Consider the following 25679-nt stretch of genomic DNA (forward strand, 5'->3'; position numbering starts at 1 on the left):
GCACGAATCTCGATGCATTCGGGTCGCTCTGGCGACCCGAATGCATCATCATCGGTCCCCGGCGGCGGGCGTTCAGCGCAGATCCTCGAGTCGGCGCTGGATGAACCGTCGCTGCGGGGCGCCCTCGACGAGGTCGAGGGCACGTTCCCAGGCAGCCCGCGCCGCTTCCGCGTCGCCGACCTCGGTGTACAGCAGGGCGAGCGAGGCGTGGAACGGGTGGTGCCGCTCGAGCTCGGGCACCCCCTCAAGGTTGCGGAGCAGCACGAGTCCCTCCGCCGGAGAGTCGCGTCGAGCGATCGCGATGGCCCGGTTCATTCGGACGATCGGGTCGTCCCCCCGGGCGAGCAGCAGATCGTAGAGCACGACGATCTGACGCCAGTCGGTCCGCTCGATGGACGACGCCTCGGCGTGGACCGCGGCAATGGCGGCCTGAATCGTGAAGCGGCCCACCGTCGGACGTCGCGCGGCACGCTCGACCAGCGCCGTCCCCTCGGCGATCATGGCAGCATCCCAGCGGCGACGATCCTGATCCTCCAAGGCGACCGGGACCCCGTCCTCGTCGATGCGGGCAGCCTCGCGCGCCTGCGTGAGCAGCAGCAGGCCGACGAGCGCCTCGGCCTCAGCCTCCTCGGGAAGTGCCCCGAGCACGATGCGTGCCAGCCGGAGTGCCTCACCGGTCAGTTCGGCACGCACCACCCGCTCACCGACAGGAGTGTCGTAGCCCGTGGTGTAGATCAACGAGATGGCGCTCAACACGAGATCCAGGCGTTCGCTCAGGGCCCCGGCCTCCCGCGGCACGGCGAGCGGGATGCGATTGGCTGCGATGCGCTTCTTGGCGCGGGTGATCCGCGCCTGGAGCGTGGAGTCGCTCTGCAGGAGGCCGGCGGCGACCTCCTGGGTCGTCAGGCCGGCCGCGAAGCGCAGCATCATGGCGATCTGATCGGCCGGGCCGATCGCGGGATGGCAACAGGCCATCATCATGGCGAGCTGCTCGTCGTACACGTCCTCGAGACCGGCGATGGCCTCGCTCTCGGCCGGCGGCGCGGTGGACGGACGTTCGAGGGCGTATCCCGCGAGCTTGCCGGTGTAGACGGCATCGCGGCGCACCCGGTCCACTGCCGCCCGGCGGGCGGTGGTCAGCAGCCAGGCACTCGGCGAACGAGGGACGCCGTCATTCGGCCACCGGACGAGCGCGGTCTCCATCGCGGCCTGCGCGACCTCCTCTGCGAGATCGATATCGCCGAACTGACGCGCGAGGACGGCGACCAGACGGGCCCACTCGTCGCGGTGCAGCCGTGCGAGGAGCTCGTCGGGCCGCCCGGTCATCTCGTGCTCAGATCTCCAGCATCGGGCGAACTTCGACACGTCCGCCCACCGCACCCGGGCAGCGTGCGGCCCAACGCAAAGCCTCGTCGAGGTCGTCGACCTCGATCACGATCGTGCCGCCCACGAACTCGCGGCTCTCGGCGTACGGGCCCGCGGTGATGACGGGAGCCGCATCGGAGGATGCCTTGGTCACGGTGGTGCCGAGCTCGGGATCGGTGAGCGCGAATCCGCCGCGCAGGATTCCCGCCTCCTCCAGTTCCCGGTCGAAGTCGATGAAGTCCTGCTCGCTCGGAGCCTCGCCATCGTCACCGCAGCGGGCATCGTCCAGATTCGCCATCAGCAGCATGACGTACTTCATATCGGGTGTCCTTCCGTTGTCGCCCGCCGGATGCGGAGCCTCACCTGATAGACGAACGGGCCGCGCGGGAATCGACAACCCGGCTCCGACACTGCGATCCTCTCATCGTAAGACCCAGCTGATGGGCTCCTCGGGCCGATAGGCGCAGGCACTGCCGGTGCTGACCGAGGCCCGCAGATGAGCTGCGAGCTCGGGGTGCACGTCGTCCAGCCGGCGCAGCGTGTCACGGATACGCGCACCGACGGTCTTGCGAGCTCGCTCGGCCTGATCGCCGAGTCGACGCGCTCGGCCACCCAGTCCGGTAGCCGCTCGGAGTTCGTCGATGAGCGCGGCGCGCTCGGCCAGCAGCGCATCGCGGCGCTCGGACTCACCGTAGCCTCCCGCCGCGTCGAGGAGTTCATCCAACTGATCCAGCCGGGCACGGTACTGCTCGCGAGCCGTGTCGTCGAGGATCGGATCACCGCCGAGGCGCGCCGCGACAACCGTCTCCGGACCACCCCCCGGGGCGAGCAGATCCACGCTCGCGATGTGGTTGCCGGGCGAGGAGAGCAGCGCATGCAGGTCACGCAGGCCCTTGGCATCGGGCACCGACACCGACGTCCCGCCGATCCCGACCCGCCAGGTGACCCCCTCGCGACGGAACTCACCCTCCGAGAGACGGGCGATGAGAGGAACGATCTCGGACGAGGGAACGCCGGGTTCGAGGACCGCCTCGATACGCGAGCAGACGGCGGGGGCATCGACCCGGTCGAGAGCATCGCGCAGTCGTTCCCTGATCGCGACCAGACGCGGATCCGATGGGCTGAGCATCTCCAGGAGCTCCAGTCGCGCCATCGCCGCCCAGTAGGGCGTGGCGAGCTGCTCGGCCTGGTCGATCGCCCGTTCCACCAGCTCGATCGCACGCTCCCGATGCCCATCGGCGGCCTCGACCATCGCGAGGTAGAGATCGACGGGACCGCCGAGGTCCATGCCGTAGAGATCCACCGACCATGTGCCGCTCAGGCCGGCCAGGCGTTCACGGCTGCGCGCGATGAGCGCCGGGTCGCCGGTACCGGCGGCCACCAGTGCGGTCACCCGGTCGTACACGACCTGCGGCAGGTGATCCCCGTGGCTGTCTACCCGGCGTAGATGCTGGACCGCCTCGTCGAATCGGCGCTCCGCGGAGCACTGCACCGCCATCAGCAGTTCGTTGTCGAGCTCGCCGCCGAGGAGCGATTCGAGGACAGTGCGCCCCGCCGCCCATTCGCCGCGCAGCAGATGCAGATTCCAGGCCATATACCGCGAGACCCAGCGGAAGAGGTTCTCGGAGGGCAGCATGCTGGTCGCCGTGGCGAACCGCTCCCGGGCCTCGTCGAAGCGCCCGCGGAAGGCGGAGATCAAGGCCCCGTCGACGTGCTCGCTCGGGGCGAGCCGGGGCGTCCGGTACCGGGATGCCAGGGTGGCGAAGACCCGATACTGCTCGAGGTAGCCCGGATCATTCTGCTCGAGCATCGTGACCCACTGCATCGAGGCGGCGAACTGCTCGGTGTCGCGGTCACCGGCACGCCGGGCCACCAGCTCCAGCTCGTGCATGACCCGTTGGCGTTCCGGGGCGGTGCCGGGGCGCCAGAGCGATGCGTGATGGAGTGTCAGCATCGCGGTCAAGGCCTCGTGGTCGGACCCCTCCCGCGCCGTCTCGGACAGCTGCTGGACGACAGCCATGGCCAGCTCTTCATCGGGCGGCAAGGGCGGGGGTAACAGCGCCGCCGCGCTGCGACGCAGCAGTCCCCGCACCCGCTCGGCGTCGAGTTCGGAGTACTGCTGGAGCCCGAGGGCGATGCGGGCACCGGTGGCCGCTGACCACTGGGCCGAGCCGTCGAGGAGTTCGTCCATGAGGGCGATCGCCGCGTCATCGGACTCACGGCGCATGATCGCCGCGAAGTGCATCTCGGTCGCGAGATCGAGAAGGATGAGCGCCCGCCGGTCCGGATCCGCGGTCAACGCGGCGGCGCGGCTATAGCAGTCCATCGAGGCGGCCAGGTCCAGGCGCGAGTTGGCATCGCGCCCCGCGGCGACCAGGAGGTCGACGGTCCGCTCCGCCGGGATCGATCCGCCCGCCGCGAGCGCGTGCTCGGCAGCCTGGCCGGGCAGGACGGCATCCGGATACTCCTCCAATGCCCTCACCACAGCTGCGTGCAGCTCCGCGGCGGAGTCATCGTCCAGATCGGTGAGGACGGTCTCACGGACGAGATCGTGCACGAAGGAGTAGAGGCCCTCGCCGTCGACGCGCAGGAGACGAGCTGACAGCGCGGCCGCACCGGCGGCAGAGGCCCGGCTGAAGGGCATGCCCGTCACCTGGGCGATGGTCCGCAGAGAAGAGGGGTTCTCGACGATGGCCGCCGCCCGCAGGAGCGAGATCGCATCCTGCGGGAGCGGGGCGAGACGGCGACGCACCGCCTCGATCACACCCGGTGCGAGCACATGCTCGCCATAGCCCCCTGCCCAGAGCCGCGCGGTCTGCTCCACGAAGAAGGGATTGCCGCCGGTGCGCCGGTGCAGATCGGCGATGACTGCCGCGGGGGGCTGTCGACCGGACACCCGACGGGCCAGCGCCTCCACGGCCTCGACATCGAGGCCGCTCACCGCGAGGGTGCCGGCCTGGGGAGCGATCGCCTGCAGCGCACGATGCGCCGGAGCATCGGATCCGTCGATCTCGGTGTCCCGGTAGGTACCGATGAGCAGCAGTCGCTCGAACCAGGTGTGGCGGGCGAGATGCGCGAGCAGGTCGATCGTCGTGACATCGGCCCAGTGCAGATCCTCGACGACGATGACGAGCGGATGCACGTGCGCGACCGCCGCCAGCATCGAGGCGATCGAGTCGAACAGACCGAACTCGGGATCGGCCTCCGGCTCGGCGAGGGTCGTCAGATCGGTGGGATCGAGTCCGGCATCGGCGATGAACGCGCCGAAGTCGGTGGCGCCGAGGGCACGTTGCATCGCTCTCAGCACCTGGGTCCACGGCCAGAGGGCCGGGGCCGCCGGCGAACTCGAACAGGTGCCGACCACGGGGATCGCTCCGATGGCGCGTGCGTGCTCCACGGCCGAACCGACGAGGGTGGTCTTGCCGATGCCCGCCTCGCCGCTGATGAGGACCAACCCACCGTGGCTGGACACGGTGCGATCGACGTCGTCACGAAGACGTGACGTCGAATCGTCGCGACCGAGGATGGCACTGAGCATCGCCAGTGATTGTCGCACGCCGCGGTGACAACGACCGGTGCTCAGCCACGCGCCTCCACCCAGCGCCGTGCCGAGATCGAGCTCACGGTGACGATGACGAGGACCGACAGACTCGTCGTCACCTTCACCAGCGGACTGGAGCTCTGCTCTGCCGACAGGGAGACCAGCTGCGAGACCGCCTCGATCGTGCACACCGCCATGAGCAGGGTGCGGGCCCACCGTCGGCGTCCCAGGGTGAGCATCCACAGGGTCAGCACGGCCAGGGAGCCCGCGGCCATGCCGATGACATCGGTCGCCGATGCCGCCCCGTCGCCCTGCAGGGCGAGGGAGGTCGCAGCGAAGAGGGTCACCAGGGCCTTCCCGACTCCGAGGCCCCCGCTCAGCAGCAAGGAGGGCGGTGGGAGTCGACGCTCCCACGCTGCCCGTCGTCGCCCGGGGGACGGGTCCGCCTGCTTGCCTCCGCCGCTTCCGCGGACATCGAGGATGGCGAGCGTGCCGTCGGTGCGAACGATGTCACCGCCGCCGTTGCGGGAGGTGAAGGCGGTCGAGAAGTCCTCCACCACCCGCAGCCGGATCGCGGGCTCGGCATAGCGCACGGTGTCCACGACATAATCCCGCTCGATGTCGACATCCTCGTCGACCTTGTGGGTGACCTGGAGGGTGAAAGCCGAGAGACCCACGGCACGGTCGTAGGTGGCGGCGGCGAGCCAGTCGGCCCGGAAGCCGCCGGGCAGCACCCACCCCTCCGGGACCGGCCAGAAGCGCACGTGATGCCGCTGCGAGGCGTTGCCATCGACCTCCTGTTCGTAGGCGAAGGCCTGTTGCCGGCCGAAGAGGAACAGCGGTGACACGGGAGCGGACGGATACGAGCGGCGGAGCACAGCCGACACGATGATGTCCCAGGACGAGCGGAGCGTGACCTCGTCGGCCCGCGTCCACCCGGCGCGTGTCATGGCCGCGTGCACGTCCTCGGCCGGCCCGTCGGCCGCCAGGTTGACCACGTCGCCGAGCAGTCCGACATCGGTCACCACTCGCCCGATGAAATAGTCCGGCACGTAGATCCGGGTCAGCAGCTGCTGCAGGCGCGGGAGGGCCACATAGGCCAGCAGCAGCCAGAAGACGATCATGCTCACGATCTCCAGAACGGAGAGTCGCGGTCGCCCGGACACCGCCTCCCATCCGAGCCAGACGACCAGAAGTCCCGCGAAGAGGAAGAACCCCCCGTCGATCGCGTCCTCCGTCGTCCAGGTCCGTACGCGCTTCTTGGGTGGGAGGACATAGCTCGGCGGCTCTGTCGGCGGCGGAGTCGTGACCGGCCGCCCGCGTCGCCAGTCATCATCGGCGTTCCCGCGGCTCTCCCTCGGCTCGGACTCCCCCGGCCAGGGGTGTTCGGTGGTCACGAGGTCAGCGTAGGCCGCCGGAGCCTTTACGCTGGATGACGTTCGGAGGGAGTCCCACGATGAGCGCACGTCCGATCGGCCCGACGGCCGTCGACGGAATGCTCCGATCACCGCGCATCGAGCCGGCCGAGTGCACCGTCGCGCAGGCCGTCGAGGTCTTCGCCGACGACCATGTCCACGCGCTGCTGATCACCGACGGCGAGCGACTCGTCTCCGTGATCGAGCGCGAGGATCTCGAGAAGGCCTCCCCCGGGGAGCCGGCCAGCGCCTACGGTCGCATCACCGGACGGACCGTGGAACCGGCGACGGAGCTGGAGCCGCTCCGGCGGCGGATGGTGGCTGAGGGACGTCGCCGACTGGCCGTCGTCGACGGGGACCGGCTGCTCGGGCTCCTCTGCCTGAAGTCCTCGGGCACCGGATTCTGCACCGACGAGGGAGTCGCGGCGCGAGCGCGGGAACGCTCCGGGCGGTGCGATCCTGGCGCGGACGCCGAGATCAGATGACGAAGTCGAGGCGGACGGTGCGCGTCCCGATCGGGAAGCTGTCGCCCGCGCTCAAGCCGTCGACCGCAGCGGCGACCGGCGCATCGGGGGCGATGCCCTCGTAGGTGATGCCGTCGACCTCGAAGGCATCGGCGACCACGCCCAGGACATAGCGATCGCCATCGAAGCCGATGACCGCTCCGGGGCGGGCGGTGTCGGTCTCGGAGAAGTCGAGCGCCTCGATCGCATCGAGGATCTCCTGCTGCCGGCTGGCCGATCGTTCGAGGAGCGGCTTCAGGTCGCCGGCATCGTCGGCCTGTGACTGATCGTCGGCGCGGACGACGTCTTCGGGATCGAGTTCGCTGGCGGCCTGCTCGGAATCGACCTTGGCCTGCGTCGCGGCGAGCTCCTCGCGGACCCGCTCGGTCAGCGCGTCGACCACGCGGCGTTTGGTGTCGGCATCGGGTGTCTGGCGCTCGGACATGGGACCTCCTCGATCTCCCGAGCGACCCTACCGAGGGCTGGAGGGATTCGCAGTCTCGTGGAGAACGAAGAAGGTCTCCGGCGAGTGCCGGAGACCTTCTTCGCTGGAGTGTGGCGCGCCTGTAGGGATTCGAACCCCAAACCTTCTGATCCGTAGTCAGATGCTCTATCCGTTGAGCTACAGGCGCTTGCCGACAACGGCCTCGCCTACTCTACCCGGTCCCCCATGTGTCGCCCAATTCGGGCCCGCCCTCGACGGCTCTCATTCTCCTCAGCGGGTCCTCATGGTCGTTCCGGATGACACCGGGCCAGGCCTCCACGACCCGGAGGAATGAGGCCGGATGACCCGCAATAGTCACTGGAATTTCAAACATTCGTACCGGTAAACATTGTTACTCAAAGCCTCGTACAGTGGAACCCATGACCAAGCCAGAACGTCGGCTCCCCACCCGGCGAGACGCGGTTGCGAACCGCGAGCGTCTGCTAGTGGGTGCCGAAGATTACTTCGCCGAACTCGGCATCGATGCGCCTCTTCACGGACTCGCCGACAGGGTCGGTGTGGGTATCGGCACCGTGTACCGCAACTTCCCGTCGCACCCCGATCTCGTGCGTGCGTTGTATGACCGCATCGTGGAGCGGTTCGACGCCGTCGCCGAGGAGTGCGCCCAGCAGTCCTCGGGCTGGGACGCGATCGAGACCCTCATCCGGCGGAGCGTGCAGCTGCTCGTCGCGCAGCCGGCCACCGCGGCGATCATGCGACGACAGCATCACAACGATCCGGACTACCAGCCGGGGCGCAAGTGGAGTGAGCCGATCGCCGAGTATGTACAGCGGGCGAAGGACGACGGCGATCTCCGCGAGGACGTCACCGCGACCGATATCGCGACCATCCCGTTCACGATGTCGAGCATCCAGACCCTCCCGATGGGCGAGGAGTCGGCGGTGCCGCACCGGCTCATCACGCTGATGCTCGATGGTCTGCGCGCCCACCCGCATGAGGCGACGCCGATCGACGTGGACCCACTGTCCCGGCGGGAGCACTACTCACTCGTCCACGGCGCGCGGAACTGACCCGCCCCGACTCGGAGCGGGCCGTGAACGGTCGCTATCCTGGACAGGTTGCTTCGGATCTTCTGATCCGGTGCGCCAGGAGATGTCGCATAGTGGCCTAGTGCGCCCGCCTGCTAAGCGGGTTGAGGGTTAAACCTCTCGCGGGTTCAAATCCCGCCATCTCCGCACCTAACGCGAGGAGCCGTCGAAAGGCGGCTCCTTGCGTTTCTCATGCTGGTGACCCCGGAAGCCGATAGCGTGCGGAGCCCGCTCCGCACCGAGATGTCTGGACTTCGATTCGGATCTATCAGGAGAATCCGACGATCCGCCAGGGGTCGAACGAGCGGCACGGGCAACGGCGGTCAGTCGGCGCATCGGCGCCCGACCGAGGCGAGGGCGACTCGAAGAGAGTCCTCGATGAAGGTCTGATCGAGCGGCCGATTGCTCAGCAGCGCACGCATATAGGCCGGAGCGACCAGCGTCTCGATCAGCAGATCGGCGTCGGTATCGGGCGGAATCTCTTGGCGTTCGACGGCACGTCCTACCAGGGATGTGGCGCTCGCGAATCTGCTGGAGAAGAAAGCGTTCTTACCGGCAAGGACCGACTCGTCATCACGATGATCGAGTGCCGCAGCGCTGCGCACCACGCGTAGGACTTCGGGACGGTTGAGCAGCGCGACGATCTGTCCCAGCAGTGCTCGCAGATCCCCCTCAAGGCTACCCGTCTCCGGGAGTGGGTTGTCCCTTTCGGCCAGTTCGAGAAGAGCGGCGGCCGTGAGGTGGTTCGGCGTGGGCCAGCGTCGATAGACCGTCGTCTCCGCTACCCCCGCCGTCCGCGCAACAGCCCGAATCGTGAGGCCGTGGTAGCCGTGCTCGAGCAGGATGGCCAGAGTCGCGTCGACGACCGCATCGTACACACGAGCCGATCTGCCCCCCGGTCGACGCTTCGGCTCACTCGACTCATCCACTGCATCCTCCTGCATCATCGGCGACGTTGACGCGCGAACTCCTGACTCCTAGAGTTCTAAACGCTCGACAGTCTAGCGTTATGGATCCCAAATGTCTGTTCCTGAACTCACAATCCTGGCCACCCTGGGTGGCAGGACCCACAACCGAACCGAGGTTCTCGCCTGGGAGAACACACGTATCGACGCGGCAGCGAAGAAGCTCAGAGTGTCGCCGCCGCCGGCCGATCCGGTAGCGGCGCGTCGTGAGGCGTGGCTCCAGACCAAGCGCGCCCTCGGTGATGACGAACTATTCCGCCGTCTGGGGCGGGACATGAGAATCGCCGACCGCATCGCTGGCGCGACATCGGCCTTGAGCGGCCGGCGTCGGCACTGCGTCACCGAATTACTTGTCCCCGGCGGTTCGGCCGAGCAGTTCGTGACCTGGTTCGAGGAGATCACCTTCTCCAACAACCGGGAACAGATGGAACGCGCGTGCCCCGACCATTTCGTCCTGCGCATCTCCAACGGCCGGCAAGAAGTGCTGGAGACCAACGGCGGCAGTCCGTTCGCCGCCAAGTTCTCCATCGACTATGCCGACCTGTCCTCCCTGACGACGCCCGCCGACCCGACCTTCACCCACCGCTTGGACGGGGTGGCGCTGGCACGCAATGGACAGCCGATCGGCGGCGTCCGGCATCAGTTCCGCGACACCCCCGAAGGCGTCCACGCACGTCTGATGGTCGAGTTCCCGCTGCCGACACCGGGCGCCATCGTTCGTGGCCACCGCTGGCATCTGGCCTGCGAGTTCTCCAACTGGTTTGAAGCCGCCATCGCCGCGGACCGCGATGCATGACCACCCCACCGATCCGGGCCAGTGCCCATCCCCGCGAGGCATCGGTGAGTAGGCGTCCTTCTGAGCGAACGAATGGCCGCTGACGCACCACTCGGGACCGCGGAAGGACGCTGACGCACCGCCCGGGGCAGGCGGCGAGAGGGCAGAGCGTTCAGTCGAAGGTGAAGCGGGTGTAGCCGTGGGCGGTGTTCAGCCGGTCGTAGACATCGCGCAGCAGGCGGGCGCGGTCGCGCGGATCGATCGTCTCGAGAGGGAAGACCTGCTCGTCATTCGTGACGGTGGTGAAACGGAGATCGCGGGACGATGCCTTGACATCGCGCACGTCCTTCCAGCGTCCCTCGAAGGCGTGACGCTGCGCGCGGACGCGTCCGCGGTACCCGGCCCCGTCGAGCATGAGGACCACCGGGGGACGCAGCGCCAGCCGCGCCGCGAGCACGAAGGCGAGCGACGCCACGATTCCGCCGGTCGTCGCGACGATCGCACCCCACGGGTCGAACTGGACCGTCCAGAAGGCCACCAGAACCGCCACACCCGCCACCAGTACGTACGCGCCGATGCTGAGCATCGCGTGGGCGCGATCAAGGCGGTAGAGCGAGCGGGGCACGGGCGCGGAGGGTTCAGGCGGTTGAGTCACAGGATCGAAGGGCCCATCGGTAGTCGGAACGGAAAGCGGGCGACACCAGTGTCGCACGCGGTCAGGACGCGAGATCCGCCTCGACCGGTGTGGCGAACCAGATCGTCCGGTGGGTCCAGTCCCCCGGCCCCACCCGCTCGCCGGAACAGACGATGAGGGCGATCTGCGGGTATCCCGCGTCCTCGTAGTAGCGGGGGAAGCCATCGGCCGCGAGGACCTCGACCCGCTCGCTCACCTCGTAGCAGAGGCGCTGCCCGTCGTCACCGCGCAACTCGATCGGGTCGCCCAGCTCGAGCTCGTCCAGGAATCGATTGCCGAGGGCACCGTCGCCGGGAAAGGTGTGCGCATTGAGCAGCACATTGCCGGACGCCTCCCCAGGGGAGACTCCCGGCGGCTCGTCCCAGGCGATCGCCGAGGCGCCCTGGTCGTCCAGGGGCAATACGCCGGGCACGTCGTTCGCATCACGGGGCATCGCCACGACGGGAGCTTCGATGCCGTCGACGACCGCCGAGGACGGCGTGAAGGGCTCATCCGTGGTGCAGGGGTCCTCAGCGGGCTCGGTCGGCGTGGGCGAGGGGGTCGGAGCCGCGGCGGGCTCCTCCTCACCGCGGCCGATCATCCATCCGGCCGCCCCGAGGACGATCAGGGCGACGACCACCGCGGCCAGGATCGCTGCGCGTCGTCTCGTCACGATCATCCCCTTTCAGCGGCGGCGCGGTGTCCGTCGTGGAGCAGAGGGGGCGGGATTCGAACCCGCGGCTGACATCTCTGCCAGCGACCGCTTTCAAGGCGGTTCCGATCGGCCACTCCGGCACCCCTCCTGGCTCATCGGCGAGATGAGACCGTCTCGATTCTCGCATCCGACCCGATGGACGGCTGGAGGACCCGTCTCTCAGAGTCCCACGGACTCCTCGGGGATCACTTCAAAGGGCTGTAGCGCCCGGGCTCGACCCGGGACGGCGGTGCCACCGCACGGGCGGCGCGCGCCGAACGCGGCGAGAGGATGATGCGACGCAACAGCAGTCCGATCGGGATGCCGAGGGCAGCGGAGTAGAGCGTCGAGAAGGCGAAATAGGAGGGATAGGCGCCCGGGTCGATGAGCGAGGTGGTGATCACCGCGGTGCCGAGGACCGCGAAGACGCACACCCACCATCCCTCGCGGTAGCGCGCCCGCAGGGACGTCCCCAGGATGATCGCCGGGAAGCCGATGAGCACCTCGAAGGGACGCGGGACTCCGCCGATGTTCTGGCGCATCCAGATGATGGAGTCGTCGAGCGCTTCCTTCAGCCCGGGACTGCCATAGATGCGGACGATGCCGCCGTAGACGAACAGCAGCACGGCGACGACCGCGACACCCACCAGGATCCACAGATGCTGGCGGGTCAGACCGTGCAGTCCGGCACCGAGGCTCCACATGGTCGCGACCCCCAGCGCGACGGCCGAGGCGAGCACCAGGCCGCTGTACACCTGCACATTGGCCGGGGCGTTCCACGCGGCGACACCCACCGTCCCGCTCACGGCGAGGAGCAGCGATACGCCGTACTCGCGCAGGGACGCGCCCACCGTCGGGGCCGGGAGGGTCAACATGACCGCCACCAGCGCGGAGAGCACGGCGGTCAGTCCGGCGGCGGCCACCAACAGCAGTCCTCGCTCGGTGACGATCGCTCCCACGGCCACCAGGAGCGTAAGCGGCACCCAGAGCCGCATGTGCCCGCCGACCCGGTGCGTGAGCATCATCGAGAACACGACCAGCAGCAGGGCGGCGCTCGCCCGCCACACCCATTCGGGGATGGACACGGGCATGGCCACGACGCTGCTCAGCGAGCCGAGGAAGCCCACCAGCCAGCCGACACCCGTCAGCGCCTCGAAGGCCCGCGCGGTGCGGGGGGAGGCGAAACGCGGCCCTCGAGTGGGGCGCTCGTACACCGGGGCGACCGACGCGTCGAGACGGCGACGACGGCCGGGCTGCGTGGTGCTCACGTCGAGCGCATCCTCCGGTTGGCGAGCGAGGGGTTGACCTCGCGGGAACGGGCGACGACCCGGGGGTCCAGATCGGCGCGGATCACGGCGGTATCGGTACCGCGAACCTCGTCAACGATAGAGCCCCAGGGATCGACGACCAAGGAATGACCGGTGTAGCGATCGCCTCCCTGCGCCGCTGCCACGACGTAGACGGTGTTCTCCAGCGCCCGAGCCGCCAGCAGTGTGCGCCAGTGATCGACCTTGCGCTCGCCCGCCACCCAGGCGGACGGGACGACGAGGACGTCCGGGACGGGTTCGGTGTCCATCAAGGCGCGGGCGAGCTCGGGGAAACGCAGGTCGTAGCACGTCATCAGTCCCACCCGGGTCCCGGCGATATCGATCGTGACGGGCTCGATCGCGCCGGCGCGCAGCCGATCGGACTCCCGATAGCCGAAGGAGTCGTACAGGTGGATCTTGCGATAGGTCGACCGCAGGCCGTCGGGTCCGACGACGACGAGCGTGTTGTACGGCAGTCCATCGGTGCGCTCGAACATCCCGGCCACGATCGTGGTGTCCAGACGTGCCGCGTGCTCGGTCAGCGAGGAGACGAAGGCACCGTCCAGCTCCTCCGCGGCCGCGGACAGATCGTGGTCGGCGCGGCCGAAGTCGTGCATCACGGCCTCGGGCAGCACGACCAGGTCGGTGGACCTGGGCTCGAGCTCCGCCAGCGCGGCGGCGATGAGCTCGCGATTGCGCGCCGCGTCGATATCGGCGGCGAGTTGGACGACGGCAATGCGCATGCGCACCAGTGTCGCATCGTTACGGTGGTCCCATGCGTGCTGTCGTCGTGAACGAGCCCGGTGGTCCCGAAGCCCTCGAGGTGGTCGATGCCCCGATCCCCGAGCCCGGGCCCGGGGAGGTGCTGATCCGGGTCGCTGCTGCGGGGGTGAACCGCGCGGACGTCATGCAACGCCGCGGCCTCTACGACCCTCCGGCCGGCGCGACCCGGATTCTCGGGCTCGAATGCTCCGGAGAGGTCACCGCCGTCGGCGAGGGCGTCGACGACGACCAGGTGGGCCGCCAGGTCGCCGCGCTGCTCACCGGCGGCGGATACGCCGAGTACGTCAACGTCCCTCTCGGCCAGGTCGCCCCGGTCCCGGCGGGGATCGATCTGGTGACCGCCGCGGGCCTGATGGAGACCTACTCCACCGTCTGGTCGAATGTCTTCATGATCGGTCGCCTGCGGCCGAGTGAGACCTTCCTGGTCCACGGCGGGTCGAGCGGGATCGGCACCACGGCCATCCAACTCGCGAAGGCCTTCGGCGCCACCGTGGTCACCACGGTCGGCACCGCGGAGAAGGCTCAGTTGTGCCGTGACCTCGGAGCCGACCACGTCATCAACTATCGCGACGAGGACTTCGTCGACGCGATGCGAGCGGCGGGTCTCAGGGCCGATGTGATCCTCGACATCATCGGCGCCAAGTATCTCGGACAGAATGTCGCGGCCCTCCAGACCGCGGGCCGTCTCGTGGTCATCGGGCTGCAGGGCGGCGTGAAGGGTGAGCTCGATCTGGGTGCGCTCCTCGCCAAGCGAGCCGCCGTCACCGCCACCTCCCTCAGGGCGCGACCGGTCGAGGAGAAGACCGCGATCGTGCAGCAGATGACCGAGCAGGCCTGGCCCCTCATCGAGGACGGCACCGTGCGCCCCATCGTGCACGCGACGATGGATCTCAGCCAGGCCGCGGAGGCGCACCGGACCATGGAGGAATCTAGCCACTCGGGCAAGATCCTGCTCACCCTCGCCTAGACGGCGACGAGCCAGCCTCCGTCCACGGTCAGGCAGTGGCCCGTGACATAGGCCGAGGCCTCGCTCGCCAGGAAGACGACCGGACCGGCGAGATCAGCCGGTTCTCCCACCCGCCCGAGAGGGATGTGCTGGTCCACGATCCGTTGCTCGACCGCCGCATCCGGGAGCAGGTCGGCAGTCATCGCCGTGCGCATGTATCCGGGGGCGATGGCGTTCACACGGATATTCCACCGTCCCCACTCCGATGCCTGGTTCTTGGTCATCTGTACCACCGCGGCCTTGCTCGCGTCGTAGACCGAGGACTGGGGACCGTCGACCACGAGCCCGCCGATGGAGGCGATGTTGACGATGCGTCCACCGCCACGGGGCCGCATCGCCCGCGCCGCGGCCTGGGCGACGAAGTAGGCGCCCCGCACATTGACCGCGTGGGTGAGGTCGAAGACCTCGGGAGTGGCGTCGAGTGCCGACTGACGGATCGAGACTCCGGCATTGTTCACCAGGATATCGGGGATCCAGCCCCCGCCGAGACCGGCGAAGAGCTCCTCGATCCCCCGGGCGTCGGTCACGTCGAGTCGTGCAGGCGACGCGTCCAGGCCCTCCTCGCCAAGATCGGCGACGAGGCTTTCGGCCGCGGCGAGGTCGAGATCGGCCGCGATGATCCGGGCGCCGGCTCGACCGAGCGCGAAGGCCTGGATCCGACCGAGGCCGCCGGTCGCTCCCGTCACGAGAGCGGTGCTGCCGTCGAGTACCGCCACGTCAGAGCCCATGCTGGGTCAGGATGTCGACGACCTGCTGGGAGTCGTGCCGCACATGCTCGGTCATCTCCGCTTGCGCCGTCGTGGCATCGCCGTCAGCCAGGGCCTTGGCGAGCGGACGGTGATCGACCTCACCCCACGTCGGAGGCTCGACGAATCGCGAGCAGAAATACCAGAGGCGCAGGGCCAGGTTGAAGTGGACGCTGGCGGTGGCCGCGAGGTACTGGTTGCGGCTCATCGTGTAGACGGCGCGATGGAAGTCCGCGTCGAGGTCGATGCACTCCTGGAGATCATCAGTGGCGTGCTGTCGCTCGGCGATCGCAATGAGGCGCTCCTTCTCGCTCGTCGAGCCGCGGGCCGTCGCGAGGGCGACGGCCCGGCTCTCCAGATCCAGGCGCAGCTCCATGAGCGACTGCGACTCGCGCAGACCGATGGGCGCCGAGAAGGTGCCCCCGCGCGGGACGACCTGGACCAACTGCTCGAAGGCCAGTCGCCGCACGGCTTCGCGGATCGCGGATACACCGCACGACAGCTCGACCGAGAGTTCGCGTTCGTGCAGCTGCGCCCCCGGCGCGAACTCGACTCGGACGAGCCGGTCACGCAGCTCCTCGTAGGCCGACTCCTTCTGCAGCGCCACCCCGCTCAGCCGGGGTGTCCGCAGCGCGAGCGGGTCCAGGTCGTTCACGTCGGCTCTCCTCCCGGGACTCACGGCACGAGCCGGTCGATGACCCGCGCCACCCCGTTCTCACGTGTGCACGCATAGTCGCCGACCGTGTACTCACCGCCGAGCACCGAGTCTACGATGAGCGGCGTGTCGCCGAGGGCGATCTCCGCTCCCAGCTCGACGCTGGCCGGCCCGACCTGTCGCGAGATCGGCCGGTAGTCCTTCGACGTGTCGCGGCGCACGATCTCGAAGGTGGAGAAGCCCCGGAACTCCACCGCCGGCAGCGCGTGGACCTGCAGATGCGGGTAGAGCGGGCGACCGGCCCAGGCGGAGTCGTCGTAGCCGTCCTCCAGCGTCGCGGAGATGGAGAAGATCTTCTCGCCCTCGCGGGTGAGCTCGCCGTGCACGTTCGGGCCGTTGTCCTCGAGGCCGATCGCGGCGTGACGCTTGGGGTAGCCCCACACCTCGCGGCCGAAGGCGATGCTCCAGGGCTGGTCCTCCCACTCGAAGAGGTAGGTCACGCCGCGGTGCTCGCCGTAACGGACCGGCACCACGATGCCGCTGTCCCAGTAGGCGCCGATATCGGCCGTGCGGAAGTCGGCGATCTGCACGGCGAACACGTCGCCGTCGAGCTCGAAGGGCGTGGGCCGCAGCAGCTCGGTGAGGTTCTCGCGTTCACCGCGGCAGAACACGCTCAGGCTCCGCAGTCCCGGGGCGTGGTAGGGCTGATCGCCCGACGGGTAACCGAGGTACTCGAAGTAGGACAGTGGGTCGTAGGTCATCAGGGTTTCTCCATCTATGGGTCGAGAAGCACGTCGTCGAGGCGAGATCAGGTGCGGCCGGCCTCGTGCAGGCGTCCGAGGAAGCTCTGCAGCTGTGGCGTGCGCGGGTCGGTGAAGATCCGCTCCGGCGGGCCCTGTTCGAGGATGCGGCCGCTGCTGAGGAAGCAGATCGTCGAGGAGATCTCCCGGGCGAAGGGCATCTCGTGGGTGGTCATGACCATCGTCACGCCGGTATCGGCCAGCTCGCGGACGAGGTTGAGGACCTCGATGACCAATTCGGGGTCGAGAGCCGAGGTGATCTCGTCGAGCAGCAACACCTCCGGGCGCATGAGCATCGCGCGGGCGATGGCCACCCGCTGCTGCTGACCTCCCGAGAGCTGCGCGGGATGCGCATGGGCCTTGTCGGCGAGGCCGACGCGTTCGAGCATCGCCAGCGCGGACTTCTCGGCCTCGGCCTTGGTGGCGACCTTGGCCCGCACGGGCGTGAGGGTGCAGTTCTTGAGCACCGACATGTGCGGGAACAGGTTGAAGGCCTGGAAGACGATCCCGATGCGCCGGCGGATCCGCACGAGGTCGACCCCGTCACCGCTGATGACATCGCCGTCGAGGCGGATCTCGCCACCCTGGATGGGTTCGAGGCCGTTGAGGCAGCGCAGCAGGGTCGACTTGCCGGATCCCGAGGCGCCGATGAGCGTGACCACCTCGTGCCGGCTGACCTCGAGCGAGACATCGTCGAGGACGGTGTGCTCGCCGTAGCGCTTGGTCACCTTGTCGAGTTCGAGGAAGGCGGTCATGTGGACACTCCTGTGCGCCGGCCCGAACGGGCGATCATGTAGTCGACGATGCGTGTCTGCGGGATCGTGATGAGCACGAACAGCAGGCACACGACCGTCACCGCCGAGAGGTTGAAGTCATTGGCGGCGTAGATCTTGGCCTGGCTGAAGGCGTCGATCACCCCGACCACGATCACCAGGGCGGTGTCCTTCTGCAGGCCGATGAACTGGCTCAGCATCGGCGGAGCGATGTTGCGGGCCATCTGGGGGAACAGCACGAACCGGAACACGTCGGCGTGCCCGAGCCCCATCGAGAGCGCGGCGGACGTCTGCCCGGGGTTGATCGACTCGAGCCCAGCCCGGTACAGCTCGGCGTTGTAGGCGGCATAGGTGAGGGCCAGCGCGCCGATCGCGAGGACCTCCAGCGGGAGCCCGTCGAAGATGCCGAAGCCGGTGAGCGGCAGACCGAAGCAGATCAGGTAGATCAAGACCACCGAGGGGATACCGCGGAAGGCGTCGATGTAGCCGATGCAGAGCAGCCGCAGAGGTGCCCAGCTGCGACCCGGCAGCAGGCGCCCGATCGCCAGGAACAGTCCAAGGATCATCGCCAGGATCTGCGCACAGACCGCGATCTTGATGTTGATCCACAGCGCGCGCGTGATGTCGCCGGCGCTGGTGGTCATGAAGCCGATATCGAGGAAAGTGCGCTGCACGGCGCCGTCGTTGGCGAGGATCGCCGTCAGCAGCCCGAGGACGATCAGCGTCGTGATGCTGAGCCCCATCGCGGTGACGGAGGAGCGCCGTGATGCCGCCGCGGAGAGGCGGCCCTCGACGCGGCGACCGGCGGCGAAGGCCCGTCGTGCAGTGCGCGCACGGGTCGCCGCCTGGACCACCGGCCAGGCCAGACCGGCGCCGAGGATCAGAAGTATCACCGGTACGACGGCGTTGATATTCGAGGTGGTGATGAAGAGACAGCCGACGGCCACGGTGAGCGCCCAGAAGACGGCGGCCGTCGTGGTGAGGGGTCCGGTCGGCAGCGGGGGCGCCGGATGGGCGGACACCCCCGTGCCGGTCGAACGAGTCGTGGTGTCGGTGTTCATGCCGACCAGTCCGGAAGCTCCTGAGGATCGCCGCCGAGGATCGGGTTGAGCCACTTCGTCATGATCGCGTCGAGCGTGCCGTCGGCGCGCATGTCCTCGATGATCTGGTTGAGCGGCTCGAGATTGGCCGAGCCCTTGGGGACGAGAGGTGCCACATCACCGCCCGCGGGGTAGCGGCCGATGACCTCGAGCTGGCCGTTCGACTCTTTTGCGCGGGGCATCACCGTGGCGGTGTCGTTGAGAGCCGCGTCGATCTGGCCCGCCAGCAGCGAGTTGAAGAGGTCGTCGTTGTTGGCGAACACCTTGACCTGGGCGTCGGGCATGTTCTCCTCGACGTAGGCCAGCTGGACGGAGCCGGAGAGCACGCCGAGGGCCGCCGTGGTGATCGTCTCGGGTGTCAGGTCCGAGTCCTTCTTGACCAGGACACCGGTCTCGTAGGTGTTGTACGGGGCGGCGAAGTCCACCACCTTGCGGCGCTCGGGGGTGTCGTAGATGTCCCAGACCGCGATGTCGAAGCTGCTGGACTGGGCGGTGACGAGGGCTTCGAAGGGCGTGTTGACGAGCTTGATCTCGTCCAGGCCGGCGCGATTCGCGATCTCGGCGTCCAGGCAGTACATGTAGCCGCCGTCGACGCTGTCGAGCGTGTTGCCGCGATAGCCGGCGGGATAGGGCAGCGTCGCGGCGACGGTGAGTACGCCGTCGGTCATCGTGTCGAGCTCGTGGATGGTGGGGTTCTCGGTGATCTCGCAGTCACCGAAGGGCTTGTCCGAGGCGGCGTCGTCCGATCCGCCACCGCACGCGCCCAGGGTGAGCGCGAACAAGGCGCCGCCGATGCCGAACGTGAGGGTCGTCTTCTTCATGGTGTCTCCTTGTGAGGTCTTTAACATGTTAGAGACACTTTTGTGAGATGGTCAACGACCTTTCACGTAAATTGGAGGAGTCGTCGCGGTAACGAATGAGCCCATCGCGTCCACTCGGTGGCGAGCGTCTGCATACGGCCGCGTCCTCTAGACTGGTGATATGAGCGAGCGGAGCGAGCGAACCATCAGGCACCTCATCCCGGCTCCGTCCTCCTCTGCTTTTATCGAGGCGGAGGCGACATGAGCGACGACCACGTGATCGATCCGTCGGGGCGACCGGTCGCCCCGACGTCGAGTGAGGCCTCCGAGTCCGGCACGCCGCTGTCGGATCTCGTGGAGCAGCCCGCCAAGGTCATGCGCATCGGCGGCATGATCCGCCAGCTCCTCGACGAGGTGAAGTCCGCTCCCCTGGACGACGCCAGCCGCTCCCGGTTGCGCGAGATCTACGAGCAGTCCATCACCGAGCTCAAGGACGGTCTCGCCCCCGAACTGGTCGCCGAGCTCGAGCGCCTGAGCCTGCCCTTCGACGCCGTATCGCCCACCGAAGCCGAGCTGAGGATCGCTCAGGCGCAGCTCGTCGGCTGGCTGGAAGGACTCTTCCACGGCATCCAGGCCGCCCTCTACGCCCAGCAGGTGCAGGCCCAGACCCAGTTCGCGAACATGCGCCTCGCGCTGCCCTCCGGCGCGCAAGCCCCCGAGACCCCCGCGTCCGATCCCACCGGCGGACGCGGCGAGCCCAGCACCGGCGGGATGTACCTGTAGGAGCGATGCCACCGTGCTGACCACGTCCTCACGCTCGCTTCCTCCGTGCGCGATGCGACCGGAGGTCTATCAGGACGAGCAACTGCTCTCACCACCGGCGCGGCACGAATCCTCGGCCGAGCAGTGGCGGGACTTCCAGGCCAAACGGGACGCGGCGCATCGGCGCTGCGCCGGCTGCGAGGTACTCCCCGAGTGCCTCTACCAGGCGGTGGTCGAGGTCGATGTCTCCGGATTCGTGGCGTGCACGAGCGAGCGGGAGCGTCAGCGGATGCGGCGCGTGCTCGGGCTCGACGGTCCCCTCCGCGATTCCGCCCAGGACGCTCCCCGTTCGGGAGGCCCGGTCGACCACGACGTCGTGATGGCCGCCCGCCGGGCGCATCCCGATGACACGAGCCGGCAGCTCGCCGAACGCCTCGGATGCTCGCTCTCCACCATCAAGCGTCACCTGCGTCGGGCCCGCGAGAACACCTCGCCGGTGCCCGCACGACCGGCCGCACCGCCCACGATCGCGCAGGTGCTCGATGTCTTCGACGAGCTGGAGAAGATCGTCTAGCTCACCTGGCCCGGACCCTCAGAGGTAACGCGCGAGCTCGGCGGCGAGACCATCCTCCTCGATGCTGCCGGTGACGGCGTCCGCCACACTCGTGACCTCCTCGGGAGCCTGGCCCATCGCCACGCCGCGGCCGGCCCACTGCAGCATCTCGATGTCGTTGCGGCCGTCGCCGACCGCGAGCACGTCCGCGGGGGAGATGCCGCGCGCCTGGCACACATAGTCCAGCCCGGACGCCTTCGACACTCCCACCGGGGCGAGGTCCAGCCACGAGCTGTAGCCGATGAAGTAGTTGGTGTCGTCCAAGCCGAGATCGGCGACGAGGGCGTGGAACTCCTCCGAGTCGTGCTCGGGTGAACGGATGATGACGCGGCTGACGGGTTCGCGGACGAGGTCGTCGATCTCCTCGACGACGATGGTGCCGTTGATCTCGCCGGCGGGGAAAGGCTGCGAGACGCGGTAACCGACACCCACGTCCTCGACCGCGACGATCGCATCTGGCATCGTCTTGAGCACGCGGGCGACCGCTTCTCGAGCATCGAAGGTCACCAGATGGCGCACCCGGAAGGGGTCAACATCGAAGACCACCGATCCATTGCTGGAGACGGCGATGCCGTCGTCGATCGCGAGCTTGTGCAGCACGTCGTAGACGCCGGGAGCGGACCGCCCGGTGGCGATGACGATCTCGGAGCCACGCTCACGCATCGCGTGGATCGCCGTGCCGACCGCGGTCGTCATCAGGTTCTCACCGTCGACGATCGTGCCGTCGACGTCCAACGCCACGAGCTTCGGGAACCAGCTCATCGGCGCGGCTCCAGGATCTCACCGAGGAAGGGGTGCAGGGCGGCGGGCAGGCGCACCGATCCGTCGGCCTGCTGGCCGTTCTCGAGCAACGCAACGATCGTGCGGGTCATGGCGCACAGCGTGCCGTTGAGGGTCGCCGCCGGAACCGTGCCGTCCTCGCCGCGCAGCCGGATGTCGAGCCGCCGAGACTGGAACTGAGTGCAGTTGGAGGCTGAGGAGACCTCACGATAGGTGCCCTGCGTCGGAATCCACGCCTCGCAGTCGAACTTGCGGTAGGCGGACAGGCCGAGATCACCGGTGGCCACGTCGATCACCCGATAGGGCAGCTCGAGGGCGTCGAGCCAGGCCTTCTCCCAGCCGAGGATGCGCTCGTGCTCGGCATAGGACTCCTCCTCGGAGGTGTAGACGAACATCTCGACCTTGTCGAACCAGTGGACCCGGAAGATGCCGCGGGTGTCCTTGCCGTAGGACCCGGCCTCGCGACGGAAGCACGGGCTGAAGGCGGCATAGCGCAACGGCATCGAGGCCGGATCGAGGATCTCGTCGCTGTGATAGGCCGCCATCGGCACCTCGGACGTGCCCACGAGGTACAGGTCGTCCTTCTCGATGCGGTAGACATCGTCGGCGGCCTGGCCGAGGAAGCCCGTGCCCGCCATCGCCTCGGGTTTGACGAGCGCGGGCGGGATGACCGGGGTGAAGCCCCACTCGGCCGCCTTGCTCATCGCGAGCTGTGTCAGCGCCAGTTCGAGCTGTGCTCCGACACCGGTGAGGAAGTAGAAACGCGATCCGCTGACCTTGGCTCCGCGCTCCATGTCGATCGCGCCGAGCAGTTCACCGAGTTCGAGATGGTCACGCGGCTCGAAGCCCTCGGCGGCGAAATCGCGCGGCGTGCCGCGGGTCTCCAAGACGACGAAGTCGTCCTCGCCGCCCTCGGGCGACTCCGGGGCGGTGAAGTTGGGGACCCGCTGCATCAGGATGTCGAAGTGCCGGACCGCCTCGTCCCGGTCGCCATCGGCCTGCTTGACCTGGGCGCTGAGCTGCTTGGTGCGTGCCAGCAGCGCCTGCTTCTCCTCGCCCTGCGCCCTCGCGACCTGCTTGCCGAGGGATTTCTGCTCGCTGCGCAGCTCCTCGAAGGCCGCGATGGACGATCGGCGGTGTTCGTCGGCGGCGATGAGCTCGTCGACGAGGTCCGCGGACTCGCCCCGGCGGCGCAGGGCCTCGCGCAGGGCATCGGGCTGGTCTCGGAGAACGCGCGGATCGATCACGCTGCCAGCCTATCGACCGGCCCGCGCCGACAGGACTGTCCGGTGCCGGTCGATTACGCTGTTCGAGCACCGCATCCCCCGAAAGGAGCCCCGTGGCGATCGACGTCCGACGCGCTGACCCCGACCGGCAGTGGCAGATCCCGGCGTTGGTGGCCGTCCTGACGCTGCTCTTCGCCGTCCCGGTGATCGGCCTGTCGTGGGGGTGGGCCGCCCAGCTCGACCTCGATCGGAGCATCGCGGACGCCGCCTACGAGGTGAGTCGGCCACGGCAGTGGTTCATCGACGTCCTGGACGTCATCGCGGTCGTCACCAGCAACTGGGGCGTGGGCATCGGCCTCGCCCTCCTGGCGGCGTGGATGCTGTGGCGCAAGGAGCGAGCGGTCGCCGGCTGGGTGATCGCGAGCGGCATCCTCGTGATCGGCGGCAATGCGCTGATCAAGCTCGTCTTCACGCGTGAGCGACCCTTCTGGGAGCAGCCGCTGCACGAGATCGGCGGCTATTCCTTCCCGAGCGGTCACAGCGCGGGCGCGGGGGTATTCTTCACCGTCCTGGGGCTGCTGACCGTGGTCGCGACGGGCCGGGGGTGGAAGCGCCGAGTCCTGCTCACGCTCTGGACGCTGCTCGCCATCGGTGTCGCCGCGCACCGGATCCTCCTCGGGGTGCACTACTTCAGCGATGTCGTCGCCGGTCTCGCCTTCGGCTCCCTGGTCACGCTGCTGCTGTGGATCCTGCTGGTGAGCGGTAACGGCCGCACCCCGTCCGAGACGGCCACCGCCACGGGCAGCGGGCGATTCCAGTCCGCGGTGATCCTCAACCCGTCGAAGATCGCCGATGTGGCGGACTTCCGGGCGAAGGTGAGCCAGGTCGCCGCCTCCTATGGATGGAACGAGCCGCGCTGGTTCGAGACGACCGTCGAGGACCCCGGCCACGGACAGACGCGCGCGGCGATCGCCGGCGGCGTCGACCTCGTCGTGGCGGCCGGCGGCGACGGCACGGTGCGCGCGGTGTGCGAGGAGGCGGCGCGCACCGGTGTCGCGGTCGGCATCCTCCCCCACGGCACCGGGAATCTGCTGGCCCGCAATCTCGGCATCCCGGTCAACACGCGCGACGCCCTCGACGTCGTGTACGCCGGACAGGACCGGGCGATCGACCTGGCGACCTTCCGTCGCGACGATGAGGACGACACCGCCTTCCTCGTCATGGCGGGACTCGGCATGGACGCGATGATCATGTCGGGGGTCAACGACCAGTTGAAGAAGAAGGTCGGCTTCCTGGCCTACTTCGTCTCGGGTGCACGTGCGATCACCTTCCCGCGCACCAAAGTCACCATCACGATCGACGATGAGGAGCCGGTGACCTTCAAGGCCCGTACGGTCGTGGTCGGCAATGTCGGGCAGCTGCAGGGCGGCATCCCGTTGCTCCCAGACGCGGAGATCGACGATGGACGGTTGGATGTCGTGATCGTGGCGCCCAAGCGGTTCATCGGCTGGTTGGCCATCGTCGCGCGCGTGATGACCCGCCGGCTCACCAATGACAAGCGCCTGACCCGGCTCAGCGGCGAACGCGTGCACGTGAAGGCCGAGAAGCCGGTGCCGATGCAGTTGGACGGCGACGGGGTCGGCGAGGGCAGAGAGATCAGCGCCGAGGTGCACCAGGGGGTCGTGCTCGTCCGCGTGCCCGTCGCCCTGCCCCCGGCCAGCTGACGCTGAGGCGGTGGGTGAGCGTCAACTCCGATCCGGTTCGGTAGTCACCGGCGAAGCGCCATCGTCACGCGTGTTCGACCCCTCGCGGATCCGGGTGATCTCGGCATTGAGGACACCGCCGGCGAGGACGACGATGCTGCTGAGCCAGACCCACAGCACGCCGGCGAGGACCGAGCCCAGGACCTGGGTCGCGATGTCGACCGCCATCGTGGAGTCGTCGAGTTGCGGGGTCCGCGGCCCGGCCACCCTGAGATAGACCTGGAACCCCCAGGCGGCCACGATCAATCCGAGCATGCCGAGGACCGCTCCCGGCCAGCATTGCCTCCACGTCGTGTCGGTATTCGGCCCGAAGCGGTAGAGCGCCTCCAGGAAGACGATGCAGACGGCTGCCGCGACCGGCCAGCGCAGCACATTCCACATGTCATCGAAGATGCCGCCGATCTCCGCGGCCTCGACCACCTCGCGGCCGCCGCCGAAGAGCGGACCGATGACGATGAGGGACACCAGCACCAGCACGGTCACGATCGCCGCGAGAGACAGGCCGACGCCGAGGAGGATCTGCTGGAGGAGGGTGCGGCGCTCACCCACCTGATAGGCGTCGTCGAGCGCCCGGATCGCTGCCCTGAACATCCGGCTGGCGAGCCAGATGGCGATGACGAGGCTGCCGATCGCGAGGCCGGCGCGCTCCTGACGCAGGGTGCCTTCGACGATCGGAATGACGACATCGGTCGCGACATCCTCGTCGAACACTCCGCCGACGGTCTCGACGATCGCCTCCTCGAGACGATCGGCCTCCGCACGACCGACCACCCTCTCGAGGAAGCCGAGCGCCGCGCCGAGCGCGCTGGCGAGCGGCAGGAGCGAGATGAGCGCATAGTAGGTCATCTCGGCGGCCAGGCCCGTGACCCGGACGTCGCCGCATCGACGCACTGTCCGCACCACGAGGTACGGGAGGTTGACGTCCCAGAGCGTGACGGGATGGCGCTGGGCGAGTTCTTCGATCCGCGTAGCCAGGGCGGGGCCATCGGCCGTCTGCCTCCATCGCAGCACCGCCGCGACGATGCCGCCCGCCACGAGGGCGACCGCGAGCCACGCCACGATCACGGCACTCCCCTCGTCGACTTCCGCCGAGCCTACGGG

At 68.5% G+C, this 25679-nt stretch carries 26 protein-coding genes and 3 tRNA genes; 8 read left to right on the plus strand and 21 right to left on the minus strand.

Features of this window, described 5'->3' with window-relative positions; all coding sequences use genetic code 11:
• Positions 1-72: 72 nt before the first annotated feature.
• The 4 genes from BHE97_RS01740 to BHE97_RS01755 form a co-directional block, all read right to left on the minus strand.
• A complete protein-coding gene (locus tag BHE97_RS01740) occupies positions 73-1326 on the minus strand; it encodes a DUF6596 domain-containing protein (protein ID WP_087622292.1) in 1254 nt (417 codons plus the stop codon).
• A 7-nt stretch (positions 1327-1333) separates the two neighbouring features.
• Positions 1334-1684 carry a YciI family protein gene (locus tag BHE97_RS01745; RefSeq protein ID WP_087622293.1) on the minus strand — a complete coding sequence of 117 codons (351 nt, stop codon included), beginning with the start codon at positions 1682-1684 and terminating at the stop codon, positions 1334-1336.
• A gap of 102 nt (positions 1685-1786) precedes the next feature.
• Entirely contained in the window at positions 1787-4903 is a 3117-nt protein-coding gene (locus tag BHE97_RS01750) for an AAA family ATPase (protein ID WP_087622294.1), read from the minus strand.
• 41 nt (positions 4904-4944) lie between these two features.
• Positions 4945-6303 carry an LssY C-terminal domain-containing protein gene (locus BHE97_RS01755; protein WP_236757482.1) on the minus strand — a complete coding sequence of 453 codons (1359 nt, stop codon included), beginning with the start codon at positions 6301-6303 and terminating at the stop codon, positions 4945-4947.
• A gap of 59 nt (positions 6304-6362) precedes the next feature.
• On the opposite strand from BHE97_RS01755, the gene BHE97_RS01760 reads away from it, so the two are divergent.
• Complete coding sequence (locus tag BHE97_RS01760) at positions 6363-6806, plus strand: CBS domain-containing protein (RefSeq protein ID WP_087622295.1); 444 nt, start codon at positions 6363-6365, stop codon at positions 6804-6806.
• Here BHE97_RS01760 and BHE97_RS01765 read toward each other — a convergent pair.
• A complete protein-coding gene (locus BHE97_RS01765) occupies positions 6799-7269 on the minus strand; it encodes a hypothetical protein (protein ID WP_087622296.1) in 471 nt (156 codons plus the stop codon). The genes BHE97_RS01760 and BHE97_RS01765 overlap by 8 nt on opposite strands.
• A 111-nt stretch (positions 7270-7380) precedes the next feature.
• Positions 7381-7456, minus strand: a tRNA-Arg gene (locus BHE97_RS01770).
• A 232-nt stretch (positions 7457-7688) separates the two neighbouring features.
• On the opposite strand from BHE97_RS01770, the gene BHE97_RS01775 reads away from it, so the two are divergent.
• Together BHE97_RS01775 and BHE97_RS01780 are read left to right on the plus strand one after the other, a co-directional pair.
• Complete coding sequence (locus tag BHE97_RS01775) at positions 7689-8339, plus strand: TetR/AcrR family transcriptional regulator (RefSeq protein ID WP_140399928.1); 651 nt, start codon at positions 7689-7691, stop codon at positions 8337-8339.
• 78 nt (positions 8340-8417) lie between these two features.
• Positions 8418-8504 (plus strand) — tRNA-Ser (locus tag BHE97_RS01780).
• A gap of 176 nt (positions 8505-8680) precedes the next feature.
• On the opposite strand, the gene BHE97_RS01785 is transcribed toward BHE97_RS01780, so the two are convergent.
• Positions 8681-9286: a TetR/AcrR family transcriptional regulator gene (locus tag BHE97_RS01785; protein WP_236757483.1), complete on the minus strand. Its 606-nt coding sequence runs from the start codon at positions 9284-9286 to the stop codon at positions 8681-8683.
• Positions 9287-9491: 205 nt separating this feature from the next.
• Here BHE97_RS01785 and BHE97_RS01790 point away from each other — a divergent pair, with 205 nt between their 5' ends.
• The gene (locus BHE97_RS01790; protein WP_201791267.1) at positions 9492-10118 is read left to right on the plus strand and encodes a hypothetical protein; all 627 of its coding nucleotides are present in this window, start codon (positions 9492-9494) and stop codon (positions 10116-10118) included.
• A 151-nt stretch (positions 10119-10269) separates the two neighbouring features.
• Here the strand turns inward: BHE97_RS01790 and BHE97_RS01795 are convergent, their stop codons facing one another.
• The 5 genes from BHE97_RS01795 to BHE97_RS01815 all read right to left on the minus strand — a co-directional run bounded on the left by BHE97_RS01795 (position 10270) and on the right by BHE97_RS01815 (position 13514).
• Positions 10270-10722 (minus strand): hypothetical protein, encoded by a 453-nt coding sequence (locus tag BHE97_RS01795; RefSeq protein WP_140399929.1) that lies wholly within the window; start codon positions 10720-10722, stop codon positions 10270-10272.
• Between the two features lie 91 nt (positions 10723-10813).
• On the minus strand, positions 10814-11443 hold the full coding sequence (locus BHE97_RS01800; RefSeq protein WP_170931194.1) for a class F sortase: 630 nt from the start codon (positions 11441-11443) through the stop codon (positions 10814-10816).
• Between the two features lie 41 nt (positions 11444-11484).
• Positions 11485-11573: transfer RNA gene (locus BHE97_RS01805), tRNA-Ser, on the minus strand.
• A 97-nt stretch (positions 11574-11670) separates the two neighbouring features.
• Entirely contained in the window at positions 11671-12732 is a 1062-nt protein-coding gene (locus tag BHE97_RS01810; protein WP_087622302.1) for a hypothetical protein, read from the minus strand.
• The gene (locus tag BHE97_RS01815) at positions 12729-13514 is read right to left on the minus strand and encodes a carbon-nitrogen hydrolase family protein (RefSeq protein WP_087622303.1); all 786 of its coding nucleotides are present in this window, start codon (positions 13512-13514) and stop codon (positions 12729-12731) included. The genes BHE97_RS01810 and BHE97_RS01815 overlap by 4 nt, the downstream gene beginning before the upstream one ends.
• Positions 13515-13546: 32 nt before the next feature.
• On the opposite strand from BHE97_RS01815, the gene BHE97_RS01820 reads away from it, so the two are divergent.
• Complete coding sequence (locus tag BHE97_RS01820) at positions 13547-14521, plus strand: NAD(P)H-quinone oxidoreductase (protein WP_087622304.1); 975 nt, start codon at positions 13547-13549, stop codon at positions 14519-14521.
• Here BHE97_RS01820 and BHE97_RS01825 read toward each other — a convergent pair.
• Genes BHE97_RS01825 through BHE97_RS01850 form a run of 6 tightly spaced genes read right to left on the minus strand, consistent with a single transcriptional unit; the run spans position 14518 to position 19455 of the window.
• Entirely contained in the window at positions 14518-15288 is a 771-nt protein-coding gene (locus BHE97_RS01825; RefSeq protein WP_087622305.1) for a glucose 1-dehydrogenase, read from the minus strand. The genes BHE97_RS01820 and BHE97_RS01825 overlap by 4 nt on opposite strands.
• Positions 15278-15961, minus strand: coding sequence for a GntR family transcriptional regulator (locus BHE97_RS01830; protein WP_170931195.1), 684 nt, complete (start codon positions 15959-15961; stop codon positions 15278-15280). The genes BHE97_RS01825 and BHE97_RS01830 overlap by 11 nt, the downstream gene beginning before the upstream one ends.
• Positions 15962-15981: 20 nt before the next feature.
• Entirely contained in the window at positions 15982-16722 is a 741-nt protein-coding gene (locus BHE97_RS01835; RefSeq protein ID WP_087622307.1) for an acetoacetate decarboxylase family protein, read from the minus strand.
• A gap of 47 nt (positions 16723-16769) precedes the next feature.
• A complete protein-coding gene (locus BHE97_RS01840; RefSeq protein ID WP_087622308.1) occupies positions 16770-17516 on the minus strand; it encodes an amino acid ABC transporter ATP-binding protein in 747 nt (248 codons plus the stop codon).
• Entirely contained in the window at positions 17513-18595 is a 1083-nt protein-coding gene (locus BHE97_RS01845) for an amino acid ABC transporter permease (RefSeq protein WP_087622309.1), read from the minus strand. The genes BHE97_RS01840 and BHE97_RS01845 overlap by 4 nt, the downstream gene beginning before the upstream one ends.
• Positions 18592-19455 carry an ABC transporter substrate-binding protein gene (locus BHE97_RS01850; RefSeq protein ID WP_170931196.1) on the minus strand — a complete coding sequence of 288 codons (864 nt, stop codon included), beginning with the start codon at positions 19453-19455 and terminating at the stop codon, positions 18592-18594. Before BHE97_RS01850 ends, BHE97_RS01845 begins: the two co-directional genes overlap by 4 nt.
• Positions 19456-19695: 240 nt before the next feature.
• Here BHE97_RS01850 and BHE97_RS01855 point away from each other — a divergent pair, with 240 nt between their 5' ends.
• Both BHE97_RS01855 and BHE97_RS01860 read left to right on the plus strand, forming a co-directional pair.
• Positions 19696-20217, plus strand: a complete 522-nt coding sequence (locus BHE97_RS01855; RefSeq protein WP_087622311.1) for a bacterial proteasome activator family protein — start codon at positions 19696-19698, stop codon at positions 20215-20217.
• Between the two features lie 13 nt (positions 20218-20230).
• Positions 20231-20770 carry a WhiB family transcriptional regulator gene (locus tag BHE97_RS01860; RefSeq protein ID WP_140399930.1) on the plus strand — a complete coding sequence of 180 codons (540 nt, stop codon included), beginning with the start codon at positions 20231-20233 and terminating at the stop codon, positions 20768-20770.
• An 18-nt stretch (positions 20771-20788) separates the two neighbouring features.
• Here the strand turns inward: BHE97_RS01860 and BHE97_RS01865 are convergent, their stop codons facing one another.
• Together BHE97_RS01865 and serS are read right to left on the minus strand one after the other, a co-directional pair.
• Positions 20789-21571 carry an HAD family hydrolase gene (locus tag BHE97_RS01865; RefSeq protein ID WP_087622313.1) on the minus strand — a complete coding sequence of 261 codons (783 nt, stop codon included), beginning with the start codon at positions 21569-21571 and terminating at the stop codon, positions 20789-20791.
• Positions 21568-22836, minus strand: a complete 1269-nt coding sequence (gene serS / locus BHE97_RS01870) for a serine--tRNA ligase (protein ID WP_087622314.1) — start codon at positions 22834-22836, stop codon at positions 21568-21570. Before serS ends, BHE97_RS01865 begins: the two co-directional genes overlap by 4 nt.
• 92 nt (positions 22837-22928) lie before the next feature.
• Here serS and BHE97_RS01875 point away from each other — a divergent pair, with 92 nt between their 5' ends.
• Positions 22929-24539: a YegS/Rv2252/BmrU family lipid kinase gene (locus BHE97_RS01875; protein WP_087622315.1), complete on the plus strand. Its 1611-nt coding sequence runs from the start codon at positions 22929-22931 to the stop codon at positions 24537-24539.
• Between the two features lie 21 nt (positions 24540-24560).
• Here BHE97_RS01875 and BHE97_RS01880 read toward each other — a convergent pair whose 3' ends face one another.
• Positions 24561-25643, minus strand: coding sequence for a YihY/virulence factor BrkB family protein (locus tag BHE97_RS01880; protein ID WP_087622316.1), 1083 nt, complete (start codon positions 25641-25643; stop codon positions 24561-24563).
• Positions 25644-25679 lie beyond the last annotated feature (36 nt).

Origin of the sequence: Aeromicrobium sp. PE09-221, assembly GCF_002174305.1 — a bacterium.
Lineage (GTDB): Bacteria > Actinomycetota > Actinomycetes > Propionibacteriales > Nocardioidaceae > Aeromicrobium.